Genomic DNA, 18,625 nt, shown 5'->3' with positions numbered 1-18,625 from the left:
GCCCCCGCGCAATCCGCGCCGCCGGCCCGACAACGCCATTCGCCATGACCATCGTTTCGCTCTCCATTACCCGGCCCTTGCCGCCGTCGTTCCTGCACAGGCGCGCGCCATGATTTCCTCCGCGATGCTGAGCGGGGTCTGGCGCTACCGCGGCTTCATCGCCGGCAGCCTGAAACGCGAATTCCAGTCGAAGTACCGCAACTCGCTGCTGGGCGCGGCCTGGACGGTGCTCAATCCACTGGCGATGATCGTCGTCTACACGGTGATCTTCTCGCAGGTCATGCACAACCGGCTGCAGGGCATGGATTCGCCGTTCGCCTACAGCATCTACCTGTGCGCGGGCGTGCTGACGTGGGGCCTGTTCGCCGAGATCACGGGCCGCGGCCAGACGGTGTTCCTGGAGAATGCCAACCTGATCAAGAAGCTGCAGTTCCCCCGCATCTGCCTGCCGATCATCGTGGTGCTGAACGCGCTGGTGAACTTCGGCATCATCTTCGGCCTGTTTGTCGTTTTCCTCATCGCCACCGGCAATTTTCCCGGCCTGGTGTTCCTCGCGCTCGTGCCCGTGCTGCTGGCGATGGTCCTGTTTGCCATCGGCCTCGGCATGGTCCTGGGCGTGCTGAACGTGTTCTTCCGCGACGTGGGCCAGTTTTTCGCGATCCTGCTGCAGTTCTGGTTCTGGTTCACGCCGATCGTGTACTCGGCGACGATCCTGCCGGAAGGCGTGCGCTCACTGCTGCGCTTCAACCCGATGGCCGCCGTCGTGATGGCGTGCCAGGACATCCTCGTGTATGGCCGCCTGCCCAACTGGCACAGCCTGTTGCCGGTCACGCTGCTGGCCGTGCTGTTCTGCGTGCTGGGCATGCATCTGTTCCGCCGCCGCGCGGGTGAAATGGTGGACGAACTGTAATGGGCAGCATACGCGTCAAACAACTGGGCAAGGCCTACAAGATCTACGACAAGCGCTGGCACCGGCTGGTCGAGTGGCTGCTGCCGTTCCGCGGCCCGCTGCACCGCGAGAAGTGGGTACTGAACGACATCAGTTTCCAGCTCGCGCCCGGCGAGGCGGTCGGCATCATCGGCATCAACGGCGCCGGCAAGAGCACGCTGTTGAAGCTGATCACGGGCACCGCCCAGCCGACCACGGGCAGCGTGGCGATCGACGGCCGCGTGGCGGCGCTGCTGGAACTGGGCATGGGCTTCCATCCCGACTTCACCGGCCGCCAGAATGTCTACATGGCGGGCCAGCTGATCGGCATGTCGGTGGAGGAAATCAGCCACCTGATGCCGGAGATCGAAGCGTTTGCCGACATCGGCGACTATATCGACCAACCCGTGCGGGTGTATTCGTCCGGCATGCAGATGCGCCTCGCGTTCTCGGTGGCGACGGCGCGCCGGCCCGACGTGCTGATCGTCGACGAAGCGCTGTCCGTGGGCGACGCCTACTTCCAGCACAAGAGCTTCGACCGCATCCGCGCCTTCCGCAAGCTGGGCACCACGCTCTTGATCGTCAGCCACGACCGCGCGGCCATGCAGTCGATCTGCGACCGCGCGATCCTGCTGGACCGCGGGCGCCTGGCGAAACAGGGCACGCCGGAAGAGGTGATGGACTACTACAACGCCCTGATCGCCGAGCGCGAAGGCAGCACCGTGGAGCAGACGGTGACGGCCGAGGGCCGCACCCAGACCGTGTCCGGCAGCGGCGAGGCGACGGTCGGCGAAATCGCGCTGGAAAACGACAAGGGCGAGCCGGTCGAGATGCTGAACGTGGGCACGGCCGTGACGCTGCGCGTGAAGGTGCGCATCCATGCCGACCTGCCTCGCCTTGTGCTGGGCTACATGATCAAGGACCGCCTGGGCCAGCCCATCTACGGTACCAATACGCATCACATGCAGATGCCGCTGGAGAACGTGAAGGCGGGTGAAACGCCGGAGTTCCGCTTCCGCTTCCCCCTCAACCTCGGTGCCGGCAGCTACTCCGTCACCACCGCCCTGACCAGCAGCGAGACCCATCTGGCCAACAATTACGAATGGCGCGACCTGGCGCTGCTGTTCATCGTCATGAACATGAACCGGCGCGAGTTTGTCGGCAGCAGCTGGCTCGAACCTGTCGTGGAGATCGACCGATGACCCAACCCTTCTACCGTGCGTTCGAGGACCGCTATCGCGGCGAGCGCGCCACCATCAAGGAGCGCCTGCGCGCCTACCTGCCCTTCCTGCGCCCGCTGGCGGCCTGGCCGCACGCGGCGGCGCTGGACCTCGGCTGCGGTCGCGGCGAATGGCTCGAACTGCTGGGCGAGGAAGGTTTCGCCGCGCGCGGCATCGACCTGGATGAAGGCATGCTGGCCGCCTGCCGCGAGCGCGGCCTGGACGTCGAGAACACCGACGCACTGGCGGCGCTGCGCGCGCAGCCGGACGGCAGCCTGGCGCTGGTGTCCGCCTTCCACCTCGTCGAACACATTCCGTTCGACCTGGTGCGCGAGCTGATCGCCGAGGCGCTGCGCGCGCTGCAGCCGGGCGGCCTGCTGATCATGGAGACGCCGAATCCGGAGAACCTCGTCGTCGGCGCCTCGGACTTCTACACCGATCCATCGCATGAGCGGCCGATCCCGCCGAACCTGCTGTCGTTTGCGGCCGACCATGCCGGCTTTGCCCGCCAGAAGATCGTGCGGCTGCAGGAGGATCCCCAGTTGCGCGCGGGCGGCCGGGTGGTGCTGGCTGCCGTGCTGCAAGGCGCCAGTCCGGATTACTCCGTCGTCGCCCAAAAAGCGGCGCTGCCGAACCAGCTGGCACCGTTCGACGCCGCGTTCGCCACCGAGTACGGCATCGACCTGAACACGCTGGCCCGGCGCTACGAAGGGCAGCGCGACGACGAACACGCCGAGATCCACCGCATTCTCGGCCGCCTGGACGCACGCATCTCGGCCGACCGCGCCAGCGTCGCGGCCGAGCAGGCGGCGCAGCAGGCGGCGCTACACGCGACAGTGGACGCCGCCGAACAGCGCCTGCAAGGCAGCGTGGCCGACCTGGCTGCCCGGATGGCGCGCACGGAAGCACGGCTGGAGCAGGCCGAACAACGGGCCGAGCGTCACGCGCAGCATGTCGTCGAACTGCTGGACAGCACGTCCTGGCGCGTCACGGCACCGCTGCGCGCCGCCAGCGACGTGGCACGCCGCGTGCGCAGCGCACAACGCGAAGGCCGCCTGGCCAGTGGGGCGCGGCGCCACGCCGGCGGTGCGCTGCGCCGCGTGGCACTGGCCGTGATGCGCCAGCCGCGTGCGAAGCGGCTGGCGCTGGCCGTGCTGGCGCGCTTTCCCGCACTGCGCCGGCGCATCCACGGCGTCGTCTACAGCGCGCCAGGCGCCGGGCTGCAGCACGGGCTGCCGCCTGAGCCGCTGGGCGGCACGCCGGACGACCTGCCGCCGCGCGCCGCCCGCGCCTACGCGGCGCTGAAGGCCGCGCGCGACGCGCGCCGCCACAAGCCGTGAAACCGCGCCGCCTCAAACTTAACGCTTCAACATAACGCTGGATACAGGACTGCAATGCGTATCGTCATCGACCTGCAAGGGGCTCAGTCGGAGAGCCGGTTCCGCGGCATCGGCCGCTACTCGCTCGCGCTCGCGCTTGGCGTGGCCCGCAATGCCGGCGACCATGAAGTCTGGCTGGTGCTCAATGCCGGCTTGGGCGACGCCATCGCCGACCTGCGCCGCACCTTTGCCGGCCTGGTGTCACCGGAGCGCATCCGCGTGTTCGACATCGCTGGCGCCTGCGCCGAGATCGAGCCTGCCAACAGCGCGTGCGCGCGCACCAGCGAGGCGCTGCGCGAGTATTTCATCGAACAGATGGCGCCGGACGCGGTCCTTGTCACCAGCCTGTTCGAAGGCTTCGTGGACGACAGCGTGGTGTCCGTCGGCACGTTCGCCAACGGGGCGCGCACGGCCGTGGTCCTGTACGACCTGATCCCGTTCCTCAACCCAGCCGCCTACCTGGCCACCGACGTGCAGCGCGCCTACTACGAGCGCAAGATCGCGTCGCTGAGAAATGCCGGCCTGTTGCTGGCGATTTCCGATTACTCGCGCGAGGAGGCATTGCAGGCGCTGGAGCTGGCGCCGGAGCGGGTCGTCGCGATCTCGACGGCCGTCGATGACACGTTCGCGCCGGGCGCCCCCGATGCGCAACGCCTGGCCGCCCTGCGCCAGCGTTGCGGCATGCACGGCGAATTCGTCATGTATGCGCCGGGCGGCTTCGACAGCCGCAAGAACATCGATGGCCTGATCAGCGCCTATGCGCGGCTGCCGGTGCCGCTGCGCGAGCGCTACCAGCTGGTTGTCGCCAGCAAGCTGCCCGACAGCGACCGCCGCCTGCTGGAGGAGCACGCACAGCGCGCCGGCATCGCGGCGGACCGCCTGGTGCTGACCGGTTACGTGTCCGATGCGGAGCTGGTCGACCTGTACCGCGCCTGCGCGCTGTTCGTGTTCCCGTCCAAGCATGAGGGCTTCGGCCTGCCGGCGCTCGAGGCGATGGCATGCGGCGCGATCGTCATCGGCTCCTCGGCCACCAGCGTGCCCGAGGTGATTGGCTGCGCCGACGCGCTGTTCGATCCGCACGACGTGGACGCCATTGCCACGCGCATCGCCGAGGTGCTGCAGGACCCCGAGCGCCAGCGCATGCTGCGCGAACACGGCGCGCGCCAGGCCCGGGCTTTCAGCTGGGACCACACGGCAGTCAAGGCCATTCGCGCGCTCGAGGCGCACCACGCGGCGCGCGTGCCGGTGCCGGCATTGCCGGGCAAACGCAGGATCGCCTTCGTCTCGCCATTGCCGCCCGAACGCACCGGCGTGGCCGATTACGCCGTGCGCATCCTGCCCACGCTGCTGCCGTATTTCGACGTCGAACTGGTGGCGCACCAGGAGCGCACGACCTTGCCGCCCGAGCTGGCCCACTTGCCGTTGCGCGACGTGGCCTGGCTCCGCGCTCACGGCCGGGAGCTGGACCACATCGTCTACCAGTTCGGCAACAGCCCGTTCCACAGCCATATGGTGCCGCTGCTGCGCGATTTGCCCGGCGTGGTCGTACTGCACGATTTCTTCCTTTCGTCGATGCTGTCGTATGAGCAGATGACGGGAGCGATGCCGGGCGTATGGTCGCGCGCGCTGTTCCAGTCGCACGGCTACGGCGCGCTGGCGACGATCGGCACGCAAGCTGGCTGGGAGCGCGGCAAGGACGACTACCCGAGCAACCTGGAGATATTGCAGGACGCCAGCCACGTGATCGTGCACTCGGACTACGCGCGCACGCTCGCGCGCCAGTGGTATGGCCCGGAAGCGGGCCGTGACTGGAGCCCGGCCCAGTTGCCGCGCGCCCTGCCCGCCGTACACGACCGCCAGGCCGCGCGCGCGGCGCTGGGCATCCCGGCCGATGCCTTTGTCGTCTGTAATTTCGGCTTCGTGGCGCCGACCAAGCACTGCATGGCGCTGCTGCAGGCCTGGCTGGCCTCCAGTCTGCATGCCGACGAGCGCTGCGAGCTGGTGTTCGTGGGCGCGAACCACGGCGGCGACTATGGCCAGCAGATGAGCGACGCGATCCGCGCGGCCGGCAGCGGCCGCCGCATCCGCATCTCGGGGTGGACCTCGGACGAGGATTATTTCCGCTACCTGCAGGCCGCCGACGTGGGAGTGCAACTGCGCACCAGTTCACGCGGCGAGACCTCCGGCACGGTGCTGGACTGCCTGATCTACGGGCTGCCGACCGTCATCAACGCGAACGGCGCGATGGCCGAATTCCCGTCCGACGCCGTGTGGATGCTGCCCGACCTGTTCGCCCAGCCGGAACTGGTGGAAGCGCTTGAAACGCTGCACGGCGATGCCGGCCGCCGGGCCGCGCTGCGCCAGGCGGCGTTGGCCCTGATGGCCGTGCGCAACAGCCCGGAACGCTGCGGCCGCATGTACAAGGAGGCCCTGGACCGTGAATGGCAGGCCCGCGCCGTATCGCGCCCTGCCTTGCTCGAGCGCCTGGTGGGCGACGATCCGGACGACGGCACGTTGCAGCAACTGGCCCGTTGCGTCAGCCGCGCTGCCGATCCGCTGCAGCCGCGCCAGCTGCTGGTCGACGTCAGCAACATCGTCCGCAGCGACCTGAAGACGGGCATCGAGCGCGTCGTGCGCAACCAACTGCTCGAGCTGTTGCAGCTGCCGGCGCACGGCCTGCGCGTCGAACCTGTCTACTTGAGCCAGGAAGGCGGCTACACGCACTACCGTTACGCACGCGCCTATGGCGCCGCGCTGCTCGGCATCGCGGCCATGCCGGATGGCGACCGCCCGGTCGACGTCCAGGCCGGCGACGCGTTCTATTGCGCCGACCATGCGCCGCGGCTCGTGATGGACGCGGCGGCCGCCGGCGTGTATGCCAACTGGCGCGCCCGCGGCGCCCAGGTCAACTTCCTGGTGCACGACCTGCTGCCCGTGCTGCGGCCCGAGTTCTTCCCGGCGGGCACCGACACGTCGCACGGCGCCTACCTCGATTGCATCGCCGCGCAGGCGGACCGCCTGATCTGCATCTCGGCCGCCGTGGCCGCGGAGCTGCGCGACTGGCTGAACCAGCGCATCGGCGCCGCCCTGCCCGCACTGGCCGTGCTGCACCATGGGGCCGACCTGGGCCAGCCGCCGGTCGCTGGCGCTACCCGGCCGCCGTTGCTGCAGCAGATCGCGGACAAGCCCAGCTTCCTGATGGTCGGCACGATCGAACCGCGCAAGGGCCACCTGCAGGCGCTGGAAGCGTTCGAGCAGCTGTGGGCGGCGGGCCTCGACGTCAACCTCGTCATCGTCGGCAAGGAAGGCTGGAAGCCGCTGCCGGACAGCGAACGCCGCACGATCCCCCGCACCGTCGCGCGCCTGAAGGACCACCCGGAACTGGGCCGCCGGCTGCTGTGGCTGGACGGCGTCGACGACGCCACGCTCCAGCAAGTCTATCTGGCCAGCGCCTGCCTGCTGTTCCCCAGCGAGGGCGAGGGCTTCGGCCTCCCGCTCATCGAGGCGGCCAGCCACGGCCTGCCGCTGCTGGTACGGGACCTGGCCGTGTTCCGCGAAGTCGCGGGCGAAGCCGCTTACTACTTCAGCGGTACCAACGGCGCCGCGCTGGCCGGTGCGGTGCGCGGCTGGCTGGCACTGCACACCGAACAGCGCCACCCCGCGCCGCACGGCATCCGCTGGATGACATGGCAGGACAACGCCCGCGAACTGCTGGCGATCATCAATCGAACGGAAGGAACCAACGGATGAACACATCGACCCCGCAGGCCACTTGGTCCGGCAGCATGGTCAGGCCGGCAACGACGGCCTGGTGGAGCGCGTCCGGCCCGCTTGGCCTGCTGTGCGCGGGCGCGATCGGCTGCGCCTTCGCCTGCTGGCTGTTCTCGCTCGCGCTGCTGGATGGCACGCTGCCATTCTGGCTGCGCGAAGGTGCCGATACCAGCCAATACCTGGCCGGCTTCAATGCCTTCGTGCGCGAACCGTGGCACTGGCCGCTGCTGCGCATCGAGTCGCTGAATGCGCCGGAAGGCACGCTGGCCACGTTCGTCGATGCGGTTCCGCTGTATGCCATGCTGTGGAAGCTGTTCGAGCATGGGCCGGACACGCCGTTCCGCAATCCGTTCGGCCTCTACCTCGCCCTGTGCTTCGTGCTGCAGGGTGTGGGGGCATGGTGGATCTGCCGCGAGGCGAACACCCGGCGCTGGACGGTTCTGCTGGCGATGACGCTGCTGCTCGTCAGCTTCCCCGCGCTGACCTTCCGCATCGCGCACACCAGCCTGATGGCGCAATGGCTGCTGCTGTTCGCCCTGGCGATCTACCTGCGCGGTACCGCGCGCGGACGCATCGCCGCCGGCGCCTGGATCGCGCTGCTGCCGTGCGCGTTCTACCTGAATATCTACCTGTTCGCGATGACATGCGCCCTGTTTGCCGCCGACGTGTGGCGCCAGGTGCGCCGTGGCCCGGCACGCCCGGCCGTCATCGCCGCCGGCGGTGCCGCTGGCCTGCTGCTGTTGACGATGTGCGCGACGATGCTGCCGCTGCCGGCCGGCGTCGGCAGCCGCGAATGGGGATTCGGCTTCTACTCGATGAACATGCTGGCGCCCTTCACGGGCGGCAACCTGCTGATGCTCGAGCACGCGCTCGGAACGGAAGGCCAGGGCGAAGGTTACAACTACCTGGGCGTGTTCGTGCTCGCCCTGGCTGGCTGGGGCATCTACATGAAGCGGGGCGCGGACCCGGCGTTCTGGCGCCGCCACCGTCCCCTGCTGGCGATACTGGTGCTGCTGACGCTGTACGCGCTGTCGAACGCGATCTATATCGGTCCGGTCAAGCTGCTGTCGACCAAGGTTCCGCCCGGGCTGGATGCGGTAACGTCGACGTTCCGTTCGTCGGGCCGCTTCTTCTGGCCGGTAGGTTATGCCGTGATCGTGTTCGCCGTGCTGGCGGCGGCACGCCATTTGTCCGCGCAGCGCGCCGCACTGGTGCTGGCAGCCGTCGTGGTGCTGCAGTTCTGGGACTTGCAGCCGCACCACGAACGCGCGCGCGGCGCGGTGGCCGAGAGCACGCCCGCGATCATCGACGCACCGCGCTGGCAGGCCTTCCTCGGTCCCGACATCAAGGCACTGAATTACTATCCGCCGTTCCGCTGCGGTAATGCGCCGCCGTCGGCGGGGCTGGTGCCGACCATGCTGTTCGCGGTCAAGCACCACTACACGCTGTCGACCGGCTACATCGCCCGCGCGGCAAAGCCATGCGACCAATACGGCGCGGAGATCGCCACCCTGCCCGCCACCACCGCCGTGGTGTTCGACAAGGCCGCCTTCCCCGAGCAGGAAGAGGCCAACCGGCTGATGGGAGCGGGCGCGCGCTGCGCCGACCTGGGTATCGGCTGGGTGTGCCGGCGCGATGCCAACAATCCAAGGGAGAATAAGCAGTGAAGAAACGTGTATCGCTGGTGGCCCCGTTCTACAACGAATCGGGCAATGTCCATGAGTTTTTCCGCCGCGTCGCAGCGGTCGCGGACAGCCTGCCGCAATACGAGTTCGAGGTCATCGCCGTCAACGACGGCAGCCGCGACAACACGTGGAACGAGCTGGTCGAGGCGCACGGCATGTACCGCAACGTCCACCTGCTGGACCTGTCGCGCAACTTCGGCAAGGAAGCCGCGCTGACGGCCGGCCTCGACCGCGCCGGTGGCGACGCCGTGGTGCCGATCGACTCGGACCTGCAGCATCCGCCGGAACTGCTGGCCCACATGATCGAGCAATGGGAACGAGGCGCCGAAGTGGTGCTCGCGCAGCGTACCGACCGCATCACGGATGGCAAGCTGCAAAAGCTGTCCGCGACGTCGTTCTATCGTTTCCACAACAAGATCTCGCAGGTGCACGTACCGATGGACGTGGGCGATTTCCGGCTGATGGACCGGCGCGTCGTCGAGGCGCTGCGGCTGCTGCCGGAAAACCACCGGTTCATGAAGGGCCTGTTCGCGTGGGTCGGCTTCCGCACCGTGACGATCCCCTACGTGCATGCGCACCGTGGCGCCGGCAAGTCCAGCTTCAATTTCTGGAAACTGTGGAATCTCGCGCTGGAAGGCATCACGAGCTTCTCGACGGCGCCGCTGAAGATCTGGACCTACGTGGGCCTGGGAGTATCGGCCTTTGCGCTGCTGTATGCGCTGCTGGTCGTCATCAAGACGCTCGCCTTCGGCATCGACGTCCCGGGTTATGCATCCCTGATGGTCAGCGGCATGTTCCTCGGCGGCGTCCAGCTGATCGGCATCGGCGTCCTCGGCGAATACGTGGGACGCATCTACCATGAGGTCAAGCGGCGTCCGGTCTACCTGGTACGCGAGGAGCACGAGCTTGAACGCGGTCGCGATTAAACGCCAGCTGGCACAGCACCGCGCGTTGCTGGTGTTCGCTCTCATCGGCGCGCTCAACACACTGCTTCATTCGGGTACGGTGGTGGCGCTGGTGGAAGGCCTGCGCGCGCATCCGGTAGCCGCCAACGTGGCCGGCTTCGCGCTCGCCAATACCTTCTCCTATTTCGCCAACTGCCATCTCGCATTCCGCCAGCCGCCGAGCTGGCAACGCTACCGCAAGTTCCTTGCCGTCTCCATGGTCAGCCTGCTGCTGACGGTACTGCTGTCGACGCTGGCCGAGGCCCTGCACTGGCACTATCTGGCGGGCCTTGCCCTGGTACTCGTCTGCGGACCGGTACTGACCTTTTTCCTTCACAAGACCGTAACCTTCCGCACGAGTACCTGACATGACGGCAGCCACTCCCTCCCGCGCCAGCGCGATTCCGATCGGCGTGCCGCGCGCCCAACCGGTGCACGACACCGCGCTGGACGGCATGCGCTTCGTCGCACTGCTGTTCGTCACCGCTATCCATATCGGCGCCAAGGGCTTTGGGCAGCTGGGCCAGCACTGGTGGGCGATCAACGCCTACGAAAGCGTGTCGCGCGTGGCGGTGCCGCTGTTCTTCATGATCAGCGGCGCGCTGCTGCTGCCGCGCCAGCAGACCATCGGCGCGATCGGCAAGCGCCTGTGGCGCATCGCGGTGCCGCTGCTTGGCTGGTCGGTACTGTACCTGTGCTGGTTCCGCTACGCCGGCGACATGCGCGGCGACTGGGTCAAGCGCATCGTGCTCGGCCCCGTGGTGGCACACCTCTGGTACCTGTACGCACTGGCGGGAGCTTACCTGTTCCTGCCGGTAATGGCAGGCTTCTACCAGGCCACGGCGGTACGCGTACAGGTCTTCTGCCTGGCGTTCTGGTTTCTCGGCGCATGCGTGATCCCGCTGGAAATCGCACTGCGTGGCGCTGTCTCGATCAGCATCGACTTGTCCTACCTGTCGCTGTACGGCGGCTATATGGTGGCCGGTGCGGTGCTGTATCACCACCTCCCGGCACGGCTGCCACGCCCCGGACTGGTCTGGGCAGCCTGGATACTTCTGAGCGCGGCCATTGCCCTGGCCACGTGGTGGCGCTGCGACCGGCTGGGCCGGGCCGACGAGGCGTTCTACGTGTATTCCAGTCCCCTGGTCGCGCTGGCGGCATTCGCGGCCTTCTGCTCGCTGCGCTGGTTGTTCGCGACGATCCTGGTGGCCGGCAGCCAGCTGGAACGCTTTCTTGCATTCTTCGGCAAGACCAGCTTCGGCGTCTACCTGATGCATGTCTGGGCGCTGTTCTTCGTCGACGCGAAATTCGGCTACGACTACCAGTTCGTCAATCCATGGATCGCGATCCCGGTGCTCACGCTGTTCATCGTGCTGGCCTGCTCGCTGGCCGTCCGTGGCCTGCAGCAGATCCCAGGGGTTCGCATGCTGGTGCCCAGCTGACGGCGATGCCCCATAAAAAAACCGGTGACAGTCACCGGTTTTTTTATGCATCCCTCAGTTCTTCGGCAGTCCGCCCAGCAGCGCCGCGATCTTCTGCTTCGGCTTGGCCGGCGAGGAGCCGGTCGTCGCTTCCGGCGTGGCCGGGCGCGTGGAACGGGTCGGCTCGTACGGCTTCAGGAACCAAGGATCGACCTTGTCGCGCCGTGGCGACGGACCGCCTGGACGACCGTAGCGCTCGCGTTCGCCGCTGCGTTCCGGACGGGGGCCACGCTCGCCGGCGGGACCGGCGCTGGCGCCGGCACCGCGGTCGCTGTCGCGCCGTGGCGGGCGCCGTTCGCCGCGTTCGTCGCCGCCGCGCGCGGATGGCGTGAAGCCGGCCAGCTCGCCGCGCTTGACGGTCTGCTTGATCAGCTTTTCGATATCGGCCAGCAGGCGCTCGTCCTTGTCCGAATAGATCGAGATGGCGTCGCCCGACGCGCCGGCGCGGCCCGTACGGCCGATGCGGTGCACGTAGTCTTCCGCGTTGTACGGCAGGTCGTAGTTGATCACGCACGGCAGGTCGGAGATGTCCAGGCCGCGCGCCGCCACGTCGGTGGCGACCAGCACGTCGATCTCGCCGCGCTTGAACGCTTCCAGCGCGGCCATGCGCTCCTGCTGCGTCTTGTCGCCGTGGATGGCGGAGGCCTTCATGCCCTCCTGCTCCAGGCCGCGCGCCAGGCGTGAGGCGCCGATCTTGGTATTCGAGAACACGATCACCTGCTTCATCTCGCGCGAACGCAGGATGTGGGCGACGGCATCGCGCTTGTGCTCTTCGGCGACCTTGTAGACGACCTGCGTGACCTTGTCGGCGGTGGCATTGCTGCGCGCCACCTCGATCGTCACGGGGCTGTTCAGGAAGCTGTTGGCCAGCTTCTTGATCTCCTGCGAGAACGTGGCCGAGAACATCAGGTTCTGGCGCTGCTTCGGCAGCAGGTTGATGATGCGCTGCAGGTCGGGCAGGAAGCCCATGTCCAGCATGCGGTCCGCTTCGTCCATGACGAACATCTGCACCTGGCCGAGCGACACGGTCTTCTGTTCGATGTGATCGAGCAGGCGCCCTGGCGTGGCGATGATGATCTCGACGCCGCTTCGCAGGATTGCCGTCTGCGGCTTCATGTCGACGCCGCCATATACGACGGTCGAACGCAGCGGCGTGTGGCGCGAATAGGCCGCGACGTTTTCCGCCACCTGCACGGCCAGCTCGCGCGTGGGCGTCAGGATCAGTGCCCGCACCGGATGGCGCGCCGGGCTCATGCTCGGATTGGCGTGCGCCAGCAGCAGCTGGATGATGGGCAGCGAGAAGCCGGCCGTCTTGCCGGTGCCGGTCTGGGCCGCGCCCATGACGTCGCGTCCCTGCAACACGACAGGGATCGCCTGCGCCTGGATCGGCGTCGGGTGTTCGTAGCCCTGGTCGGTCAGGGCGCGCAGGATGTCCGGAGACAAGCCGAAGTCGGAGAAACGCACCTGGGCGGGTGCCACAGGCTGTACGCCAGAGGCGGAAGGGGTTTCAAAATCAGACATATTCTGGGGCGGCGGATTCAACCGCCATGCTTTCTACGTTACGAGGACCGGGAAACTGCACGGCTGGCCGCCGCGATTTACGTGATGCGCGCATGCAACGGTCACAGCGGCCAACCCCGGATAATACCCGTTTCGCACCACATCCGCACAGTTCCTGGCATTCTACCGGAATTTTATTGCATAATAGGAATGTATAATCACGGGATGCACCGCTCCCCTACCCTCTCCGTTCCGCCGCAATCGCGGCGTCCTGCGCCGCTGTCCGGCCGCCGCTTCGCGCTGTTCCTGCTGGCGCTGCTGATCGCCGTGCTGGGCGCGACCGCCGCGTTGTCGCAACCGACGGCGCCGCCGACCCTGCGCTTCAAGCAGCTGGGGCCGCTCGGCAACGACGAGCCGTCGATTCTGTCGCTGCTGCAGGACCGCCAGGGATTCATGTGGATCGGCACTCACCTCAACGGCCTGTACCGCTACAACGGCTACCATGCCGTGCGCTACACGAGCCGCTTGAACGATCCGAACAGCCTGCCGCACGACCGGGTCTCGGCGCTGTTCGAGGACCGCCAGGGCCGCATCTGGGCCGGCACGCAGAATGGCCTGGCCCGCTTCAATCCCGAGACCAACAACTTCACCGTGTTCCGCGCCGAAATGGGGCCGAAGAACCGCGGCATCATCAAGGCCATCATTTCCGACGGCAAGGACGGCATGTGGATCGCCAGCTGGGGCGGCCTGCAGCACTTCGATCCCGCCAGCGGCAAGTTCGTCGTCTACGCGCACGACCCGGCGCTGCCGGGCAGCCTCGCCACCAACGACGTCAACGCCATCGCACTCGATGCCAAGGGCGGCGTGTGGGCCGCCACGTGGCCGGGTGGCCTCGACTACCTGCCGCCGGGCGGCAAGGCGTTCGTCCATCATGCCGTCGACCTGGCCGAGAAACCCGACCCGCGTCGCAACATCGTGCGTGCGCTGCAGTTCGACAAGGCCGGCGCGCTGTGGATCGGCACCGAGAGCGGCGCCCTGCGCTGGGACGCGGACACGCCGTGGTCGGCACGCAAGGAACTCGCCACGCCCAACAGCCGCGTCAACAGCTTCTACATCGACCGCCAGGGCACGCTGTGGGCGACGACGCTGTCGGCCGGCCTGCTGCGCTGGGACGCCCGCATGGGCCGCTTCAGCCAGTTCTCGCACAACCCCAGCGATCCGTTCTCGCTGCCGGGCGACAACCTGCGCGCCCTGGCCCAGGACCGCGGCGGCATGCTGTGGGTGGCGTCGTTCACGGACGGTATCAGCCTGGTCAACCTGAACAGCGTCGGCTTCACCCGCTACGTGCCGCACAGCGCGGACCAGACGGGCACGCCCGGCACCAATGCCGTGCTGAGCATCGCGCGCGCGCCGGACAATAAACTATGGCTGGGCGGTAACGTGGGCATCAGCCTGTTCGACCCGGCCAACAACACGGTGATGCGGCGCTATGTGTCGGACCCGAAGCAGCCCGGCACCCTGACGCAGAATATCGTCTACTGCCTGTACCAGGACCCGGACGGGCCGCTGTGGGCGGGCACGTCGAACGGCCTGAACCGGCTCGATCACGCCGACGCCAAGTTCACCTCCGTACACTTCGGCGACCCCGCCAGCGACTACATCAACGGCATCGCACCGGGACGCGACGGCGTGCTGTGGCTGGCCACCGGCAACAGCCTGATCCGTTACCTGCCGGCGGCGGGCACATGGAAGGTCTACCGCAACGACCCGGTCGATCCGACCACGCGCAGCGTCAACGGCACCTCCGTCGTGCTGGAGGACCGCAGCGGCCGGGTGTGGATGGGATCGGAATGGAACGGCGGCGGCCTCGACCTGCTGGATCCGAAAACGGGCAAGTTCGAACACTTCGTGCAGGACAACACTGTATCGGACGGCCTGGCCGACGACAACATCTCCAGCCTGCACGAGGATTCGCTGGGCCGCATCTGGGTCGGCACCGCCAAGGGCCTGCAGCAGGTCATCCTGCGCGACGGCAAGATCGGCTTCCGCTCCTACCTGGACGCGACGCACGGGGCCAAGATCCTGTCGATCCGCAACGACCTGGACGACAACCTGTGGGTCAGCACCATCGCCGGGCTGTACCGCATCGAACCGGCCACGGGCAAGTCGCTGCAGTACACGGCGGCGGACGGCATGACGGACGGCTTCACCATCAATTCGTCGTCGCCCGGGCCGAACGGCATCCTGTACTTCGGCGGCGTGCACGGCATGACGGCGATCGCGCCGCGCGACGTGCGCAGCCCGTCGGTCGCACCGCAGGTGGCGATCACCGACATCAAGGTCTACAACCACTCCCTCAGCGATGCGCGGCCGCAGCCGGGCGTCACGCTGGAGGGCGCCGTGACGGCGCCGCGCCGGCTGACGCTGGCGCCGCCCGCGTCCGGCTTCTCGATCGAGTTCGCCGCGCTGCATTACACGGAGCCGGGCCTGAACCGCTATGCCTACCGGCTGGAAGGCTTCGACGAGGACTGGGTCGAGACGGACGCTACCCGTCGCGCCGCGACCTACACGAACCTGGACCCGGGCCGCTACATCTTCCGCGTCAAGGCGGCCAACCATCGCGGGGTCTGGAACGAGGACCCCGTCGCGCTGGTCGTCACCGTCACGCCACCGTTCTGGCAATCCTGGTGGTTCCGCACGGCGACGATGCTGCTGGGGGCCACGCTGCTGTGGGCCCTGTACCGCTGGCGCGTGCGCCGGCTGACGCAGCACAAGGCGGCACTGGAGCGCGTCGTCGCGCAGCGCACGGCCGAACTGGAACAGTCGAACCTGAAGCTGGCGGCACTGTCGACCACGGACGGCCTGACGGGCATCACGAACCGCCGCGGCTTCGATACGCAGCTGGCCACGGAGTGGCGCCGCGCCGCGCGCACGAGCCAGCCGCTCGCCCTGCTGGTACTGGACGTGGACTACTTCAAGAAATACAACGACCGCTACGGCCACGTGGCGGGGGACGCGTGCCTGCGCACGGTGGCCGAGCTGCTGACGCGCCACGCACGCCGCACCACGGACCTGGCGGCGCGCTACGGTGGCGAGGAATTCGTGCTGCTGGCGGCGGCCACGGATGCCACCGACGCGATGCAGACGGCGCAGGCCATCTGCACGGAACTGGCGGGGCTGGACATGGAGCACGACGAGTCGCCGTTCGGCCACGTCACCATCAGTATCGGCGTGGCCGTGCAGGTACCGCAGGAACATGGCGATCCGGACGACCTGGTGCGCCGCGCCGACCGCGCGCTGTACCGCGCCAAGATCCGCGGCCGCAACCAGGCGATGCTGGCGGCCGACTGAGATGCGTAGCAGATGAATACCGCCGCAGACCCGCGCCCGCAGCCGCCGCAGGAGCCGGCGCTGGAGGATTGCTGCCGCAGCGGCTGCACCGTGTGCGTGTTCGATGCCTACAACGAGGCGCTGGAGCGCTACGAGGCGCAGTTGGCGGCCTGGCTGGCGCGGCGGGGGCCTGTCCCCGACGGGGACTGACCCTGAAGTTCCGCAGCGTTGCGGTGGTGCCAGCAAACTTCAGGGTCAGTCCCTATGCAGGGACAGACCCTTGCAGCACGGCTCAGGGACTGTCCCCGCAGGGGACTGTCCCTGGTTTTCACCCAGGACACGTGCCCACCATTTCGATAGCCCGAGAGCCATCGCGGCAGCTGGTCCGCCAGCTCAGGCCAGCGCCTCGCGCGCCGCTTCTTCCGGCGTCAGCGCGGCGCAGAACTGGTCGGCGAACCAGTCGATCTGCTCCTCGATGTGATCCTGTGCTTCGCGGACGGTGGCACCGCCAGCGACGAGAAACCCTTCCACTTCGATACACCACTGGATGAATTCGCGGGATTCCTCGTCCAGTTCTTCCTTCTTGGCCATACGTTTTCCTGTTCTGCTGCAAAATGGCCGGCCAGCGGCCGGCGCTGCGGCATTTTAACCCACGGGGTCACTGCTCAGAACTCCTCCCACTGGTCTTCCTGCGGCTGCGGCTTGGCCGGCGCCTTGGTGTTCGCCAGTGCCGGCCGGGGAGCCGGCTTCGGTGCCGGTTGCACCACGCGCGGCGCGGATGCCGCCACGACGGCGCTGCGCCGCGGCGGTGGCGATGCAATCACGCCGGCGGCCTGGGCACTGACGCGGAACACGCTGACGATCTGCGCCAGGTGCGCCGCTTGTTGCTGCATCGCCTCGGCCGCCGCCGCCGACTCTTCCACCAGCGCGGCGTTCTGCTGGGTCGTCTGGTCCATCTGCACGACCGCCTGGTTGACCTGCTCGATGCCGGCGCTCTGCTCCGTGCTGGCGGCCGTGATCTCGCTCATGATGTCCGTCACCCGCGTGATGCTGGCGACGATTTCGTCCATCGTGGTACCCGCCTCGTTGACCAGGCGCGAGCCCGCGTCGACCTTGCCAACGGAGTCGTCGATCAGGTGCTTGATGTCCTTGGCGGCGGCGGCCGAGCGCTGCGCCAGGTTGCGCACCTCGCTGGCGACGACGGCGAAACCGCGCCCCTGCTCGCCCGCCCGCGCCGCCTCGACGGCCGCGTTGAGGGCCAGGATATTGGTCTGGAACGCGATCCCGTCGATGACGGAAATGATGTCGACGATCTTGCGCGACGCCTCGTTGATCGAGGCCATCGTGCCCACCACTTCACCGACCACGGCGCCGCCGCGCACGGCGATGCCGGAAGCCGATTGGGCCAGCTGGTTGGCCTGGCGCGCATTGTCCGCGTTCTGGCGCACCGTGGACGTCAGTTCCTCCATCGACGACGCCGTCTCCTCCAGCGCGCTGGCCTGCTGCTCCGTGCGTGCCGACAGATCCTGGTTGCCGGCCGCGATCTCGCTGGAAGCGGTGGCGATCGTGTCGGTGCCCACGCGGACCTGGGCGACGACCGTCTGCAGCTTCGTCGTCATGTCACGCAGCGCGGCCATCAGCTCGCCCGTCTCGTCCTGCGAGCGCACGGTGAGGTCGCGGGTCAGGTCGCCATCGGCCACGGCGCGTGCCGTGTCCACCGCCTCGCCCAGCGGCCGCGCGACCATGCGCGCGACCCACAGCGCCAGCGCGCTGCCGGCCAATGCGGCCAGCAACAGCAAGGCAATCGACAGCGTGCGGGCGTCGCGGTACAGCGTCTCGGACTCGTCGCCGGCACGCTGGCCGCCCTCGACGTTCAGCTTGACCAGCTTGTCCAGCGCCGCGTTGGCGTCGCCGAGGATCTTGGCGGAACTGCCTGCCGCGGCCGCCCGGGCCTCGGCCTTCAGGTTCTGGCGCGACAGGGCTACAACCTTGTCGTGTTCGACCAGGAACAGCTGCCAGTTGCGGGCGAACTCCTCGTACAGCGCACGCTCCTGGGGGCTGGAGATCAGTTTCTCGTAGCCTGCCGCGTTGGCGCGCTGTCCTTCCAGCGTCTTGGCCATCCGTTCCTCGTAGGTGGTCAGCGACGCCGGCACGTCGGTCAGCATGTGGGCCAGCTGCCAGCGGCGCAGTTCGCCCACGTCGGTGCGCAGCTGCATGACGACACGCACGCTGGGCATCCAGTTCCTGGCCAGGTCCGTCGAAGCGTCGTTCATGCGCCCCATCGAACGGATGCTGGCCAGGCCCATGACCAGCATCAGCAACTGTACGACACCGAATACCAGCAGAAGCTTCGGTGCGATCCTGAGGTTCTGGAACCACTTCATGGC

Annotated in this window: 13 protein-coding genes; 10 read left to right on the top strand and 3 right to left on the bottom strand. The window is 67.8% G+C overall.

From position 1 onward, the window contains the following. Nucleotides 1-109 precede the first annotated feature (109 nt). From PX653_RS26650 to PX653_RS26615, 8 genes are read left to right on the top strand one after another with little or no spacing between them, the layout of a single operon-like run. A complete protein-coding gene (locus tag PX653_RS26650; protein WP_277415647.1) occupies nt 110-910 on the top strand; it encodes an ABC transporter permease in 801 nt (266 codons plus the stop codon). Beyond that, nucleotides 910-2,130: an ABC transporter ATP-binding protein gene (locus PX653_RS26645; protein WP_277415646.1), complete on the top strand. Its 1,221-nt coding sequence runs from the start codon at nt 910-912 to the stop codon at nt 2,128-2,130. Before PX653_RS26650 ends, PX653_RS26645 begins: the two co-directional genes overlap by 1 nt. Next, complete coding sequence (locus tag PX653_RS26640) at nt 2,127-3,488, top strand: class I SAM-dependent methyltransferase (RefSeq protein WP_277415645.1); 1,362 nt, start codon at nt 2,127-2,129, stop codon at nt 3,486-3,488. The genes PX653_RS26645 and PX653_RS26640 overlap by 4 nt, the downstream gene beginning before the upstream one ends. 54 nt (nt 3,489-3,542) lie before the next feature. After that, nucleotides 3,543-7,277, top strand: coding sequence for a glycosyltransferase (locus PX653_RS26635; protein WP_277415644.1), 3,735 nt, complete (start codon nt 3,543-3,545; stop codon nt 7,275-7,277). Further along, nucleotides 7,274-8,965: a DUF6311 domain-containing protein gene (locus PX653_RS26630; protein ID WP_277415643.1), complete on the top strand. Its 1,692-nt coding sequence runs from the start codon at nt 7,274-7,276 to the stop codon at nt 8,963-8,965. The genes PX653_RS26635 and PX653_RS26630 overlap by 4 nt, the downstream gene beginning before the upstream one ends. Then, nucleotides 8,962-9,909, top strand: a complete 948-nt coding sequence (locus PX653_RS26625) for a glycosyltransferase family 2 protein (RefSeq protein WP_277415642.1) — start codon at nt 8,962-8,964, stop codon at nt 9,907-9,909. Before PX653_RS26630 ends, PX653_RS26625 begins: the two co-directional genes overlap by 4 nt. Further along, nucleotides 9,890-10,294: a GtrA family protein gene (locus PX653_RS26620; protein WP_277415641.1), complete on the top strand. Its 405-nt coding sequence runs from the start codon at nt 9,890-9,892 to the stop codon at nt 10,292-10,294. The genes PX653_RS26625 and PX653_RS26620 overlap by 20 nt, the downstream gene beginning before the upstream one ends. 1 nt (nt 10,295) lies before the next feature. Next, entirely contained in the window at nt 10,296-11,369 is a 1,074-nt protein-coding gene (locus tag PX653_RS26615; RefSeq protein ID WP_277415640.1) for an acyltransferase, read from the top strand. Nucleotides 11,370-11,423: 54 nt separating this feature from the next. Here the strand turns inward: PX653_RS26615 and PX653_RS26610 are convergent, their stop codons facing one another. After that, on the bottom strand, nt 11,424-12,929 hold the full coding sequence (locus tag PX653_RS26610) for a DEAD/DEAH box helicase (protein WP_277415639.1): 1,506 nt from the start codon (nt 12,927-12,929) through the stop codon (nt 11,424-11,426). A 204-nt stretch (nt 12,930-13,133) separates the two neighbouring features. Here PX653_RS26610 and PX653_RS26605 point away from each other — a divergent pair, with 204 nt between their 5' ends. Together PX653_RS26605 and PX653_RS26600 are read left to right on the top strand one after the other, a co-directional pair. After that, entirely contained in the window at nt 13,134-16,259 is a 3,126-nt protein-coding gene (locus PX653_RS26605; protein ID WP_277415638.1) for a ligand-binding sensor domain-containing diguanylate cyclase, read from the top strand. A gap of 12 nt (nt 16,260-16,271) precedes the next feature. After that, on the top strand, nt 16,272-16,448 hold the full coding sequence (locus PX653_RS26600; protein ID WP_277415637.1) for an oxidoreductase-like domain-containing protein: 177 nt from the start codon (nt 16,272-16,274) through the stop codon (nt 16,446-16,448). 183 nt (nt 16,449-16,631) lie between these two features. Here the strand turns inward: PX653_RS26600 and PX653_RS26595 are convergent, their stop codons facing one another. Together PX653_RS26595 and PX653_RS26590 are read right to left on the bottom strand one after the other, a co-directional pair. Beyond that, on the bottom strand, nt 16,632-16,829 hold the full coding sequence (locus PX653_RS26595; protein WP_277415636.1) for a hypothetical protein: 198 nt from the start codon (nt 16,827-16,829) through the stop codon (nt 16,632-16,634). Nucleotides 16,830-16,903: 74 nt separating this feature from the next. Further along, nucleotides 16,904-18,622 (bottom strand): methyl-accepting chemotaxis protein, encoded by a 1,719-nt coding sequence (locus PX653_RS26590; protein ID WP_277418660.1) that lies wholly within the window; start codon nt 18,620-18,622, stop codon nt 16,904-16,906. Nucleotides 18,623-18,625 lie beyond the last annotated feature (3 nt).

Source organism: Pseudoduganella chitinolytica (assembly GCF_029028125.1).
Taxonomy (GTDB): domain Bacteria; phylum Pseudomonadota; class Gammaproteobacteria; order Burkholderiales; family Burkholderiaceae_D; genus Rugamonas; species Rugamonas chitinolytica.
The sequence above is the reverse complement of the archived record's forward strand: the minus strand, read 5'-3'. Positions and strand labels throughout refer to the sequence as shown.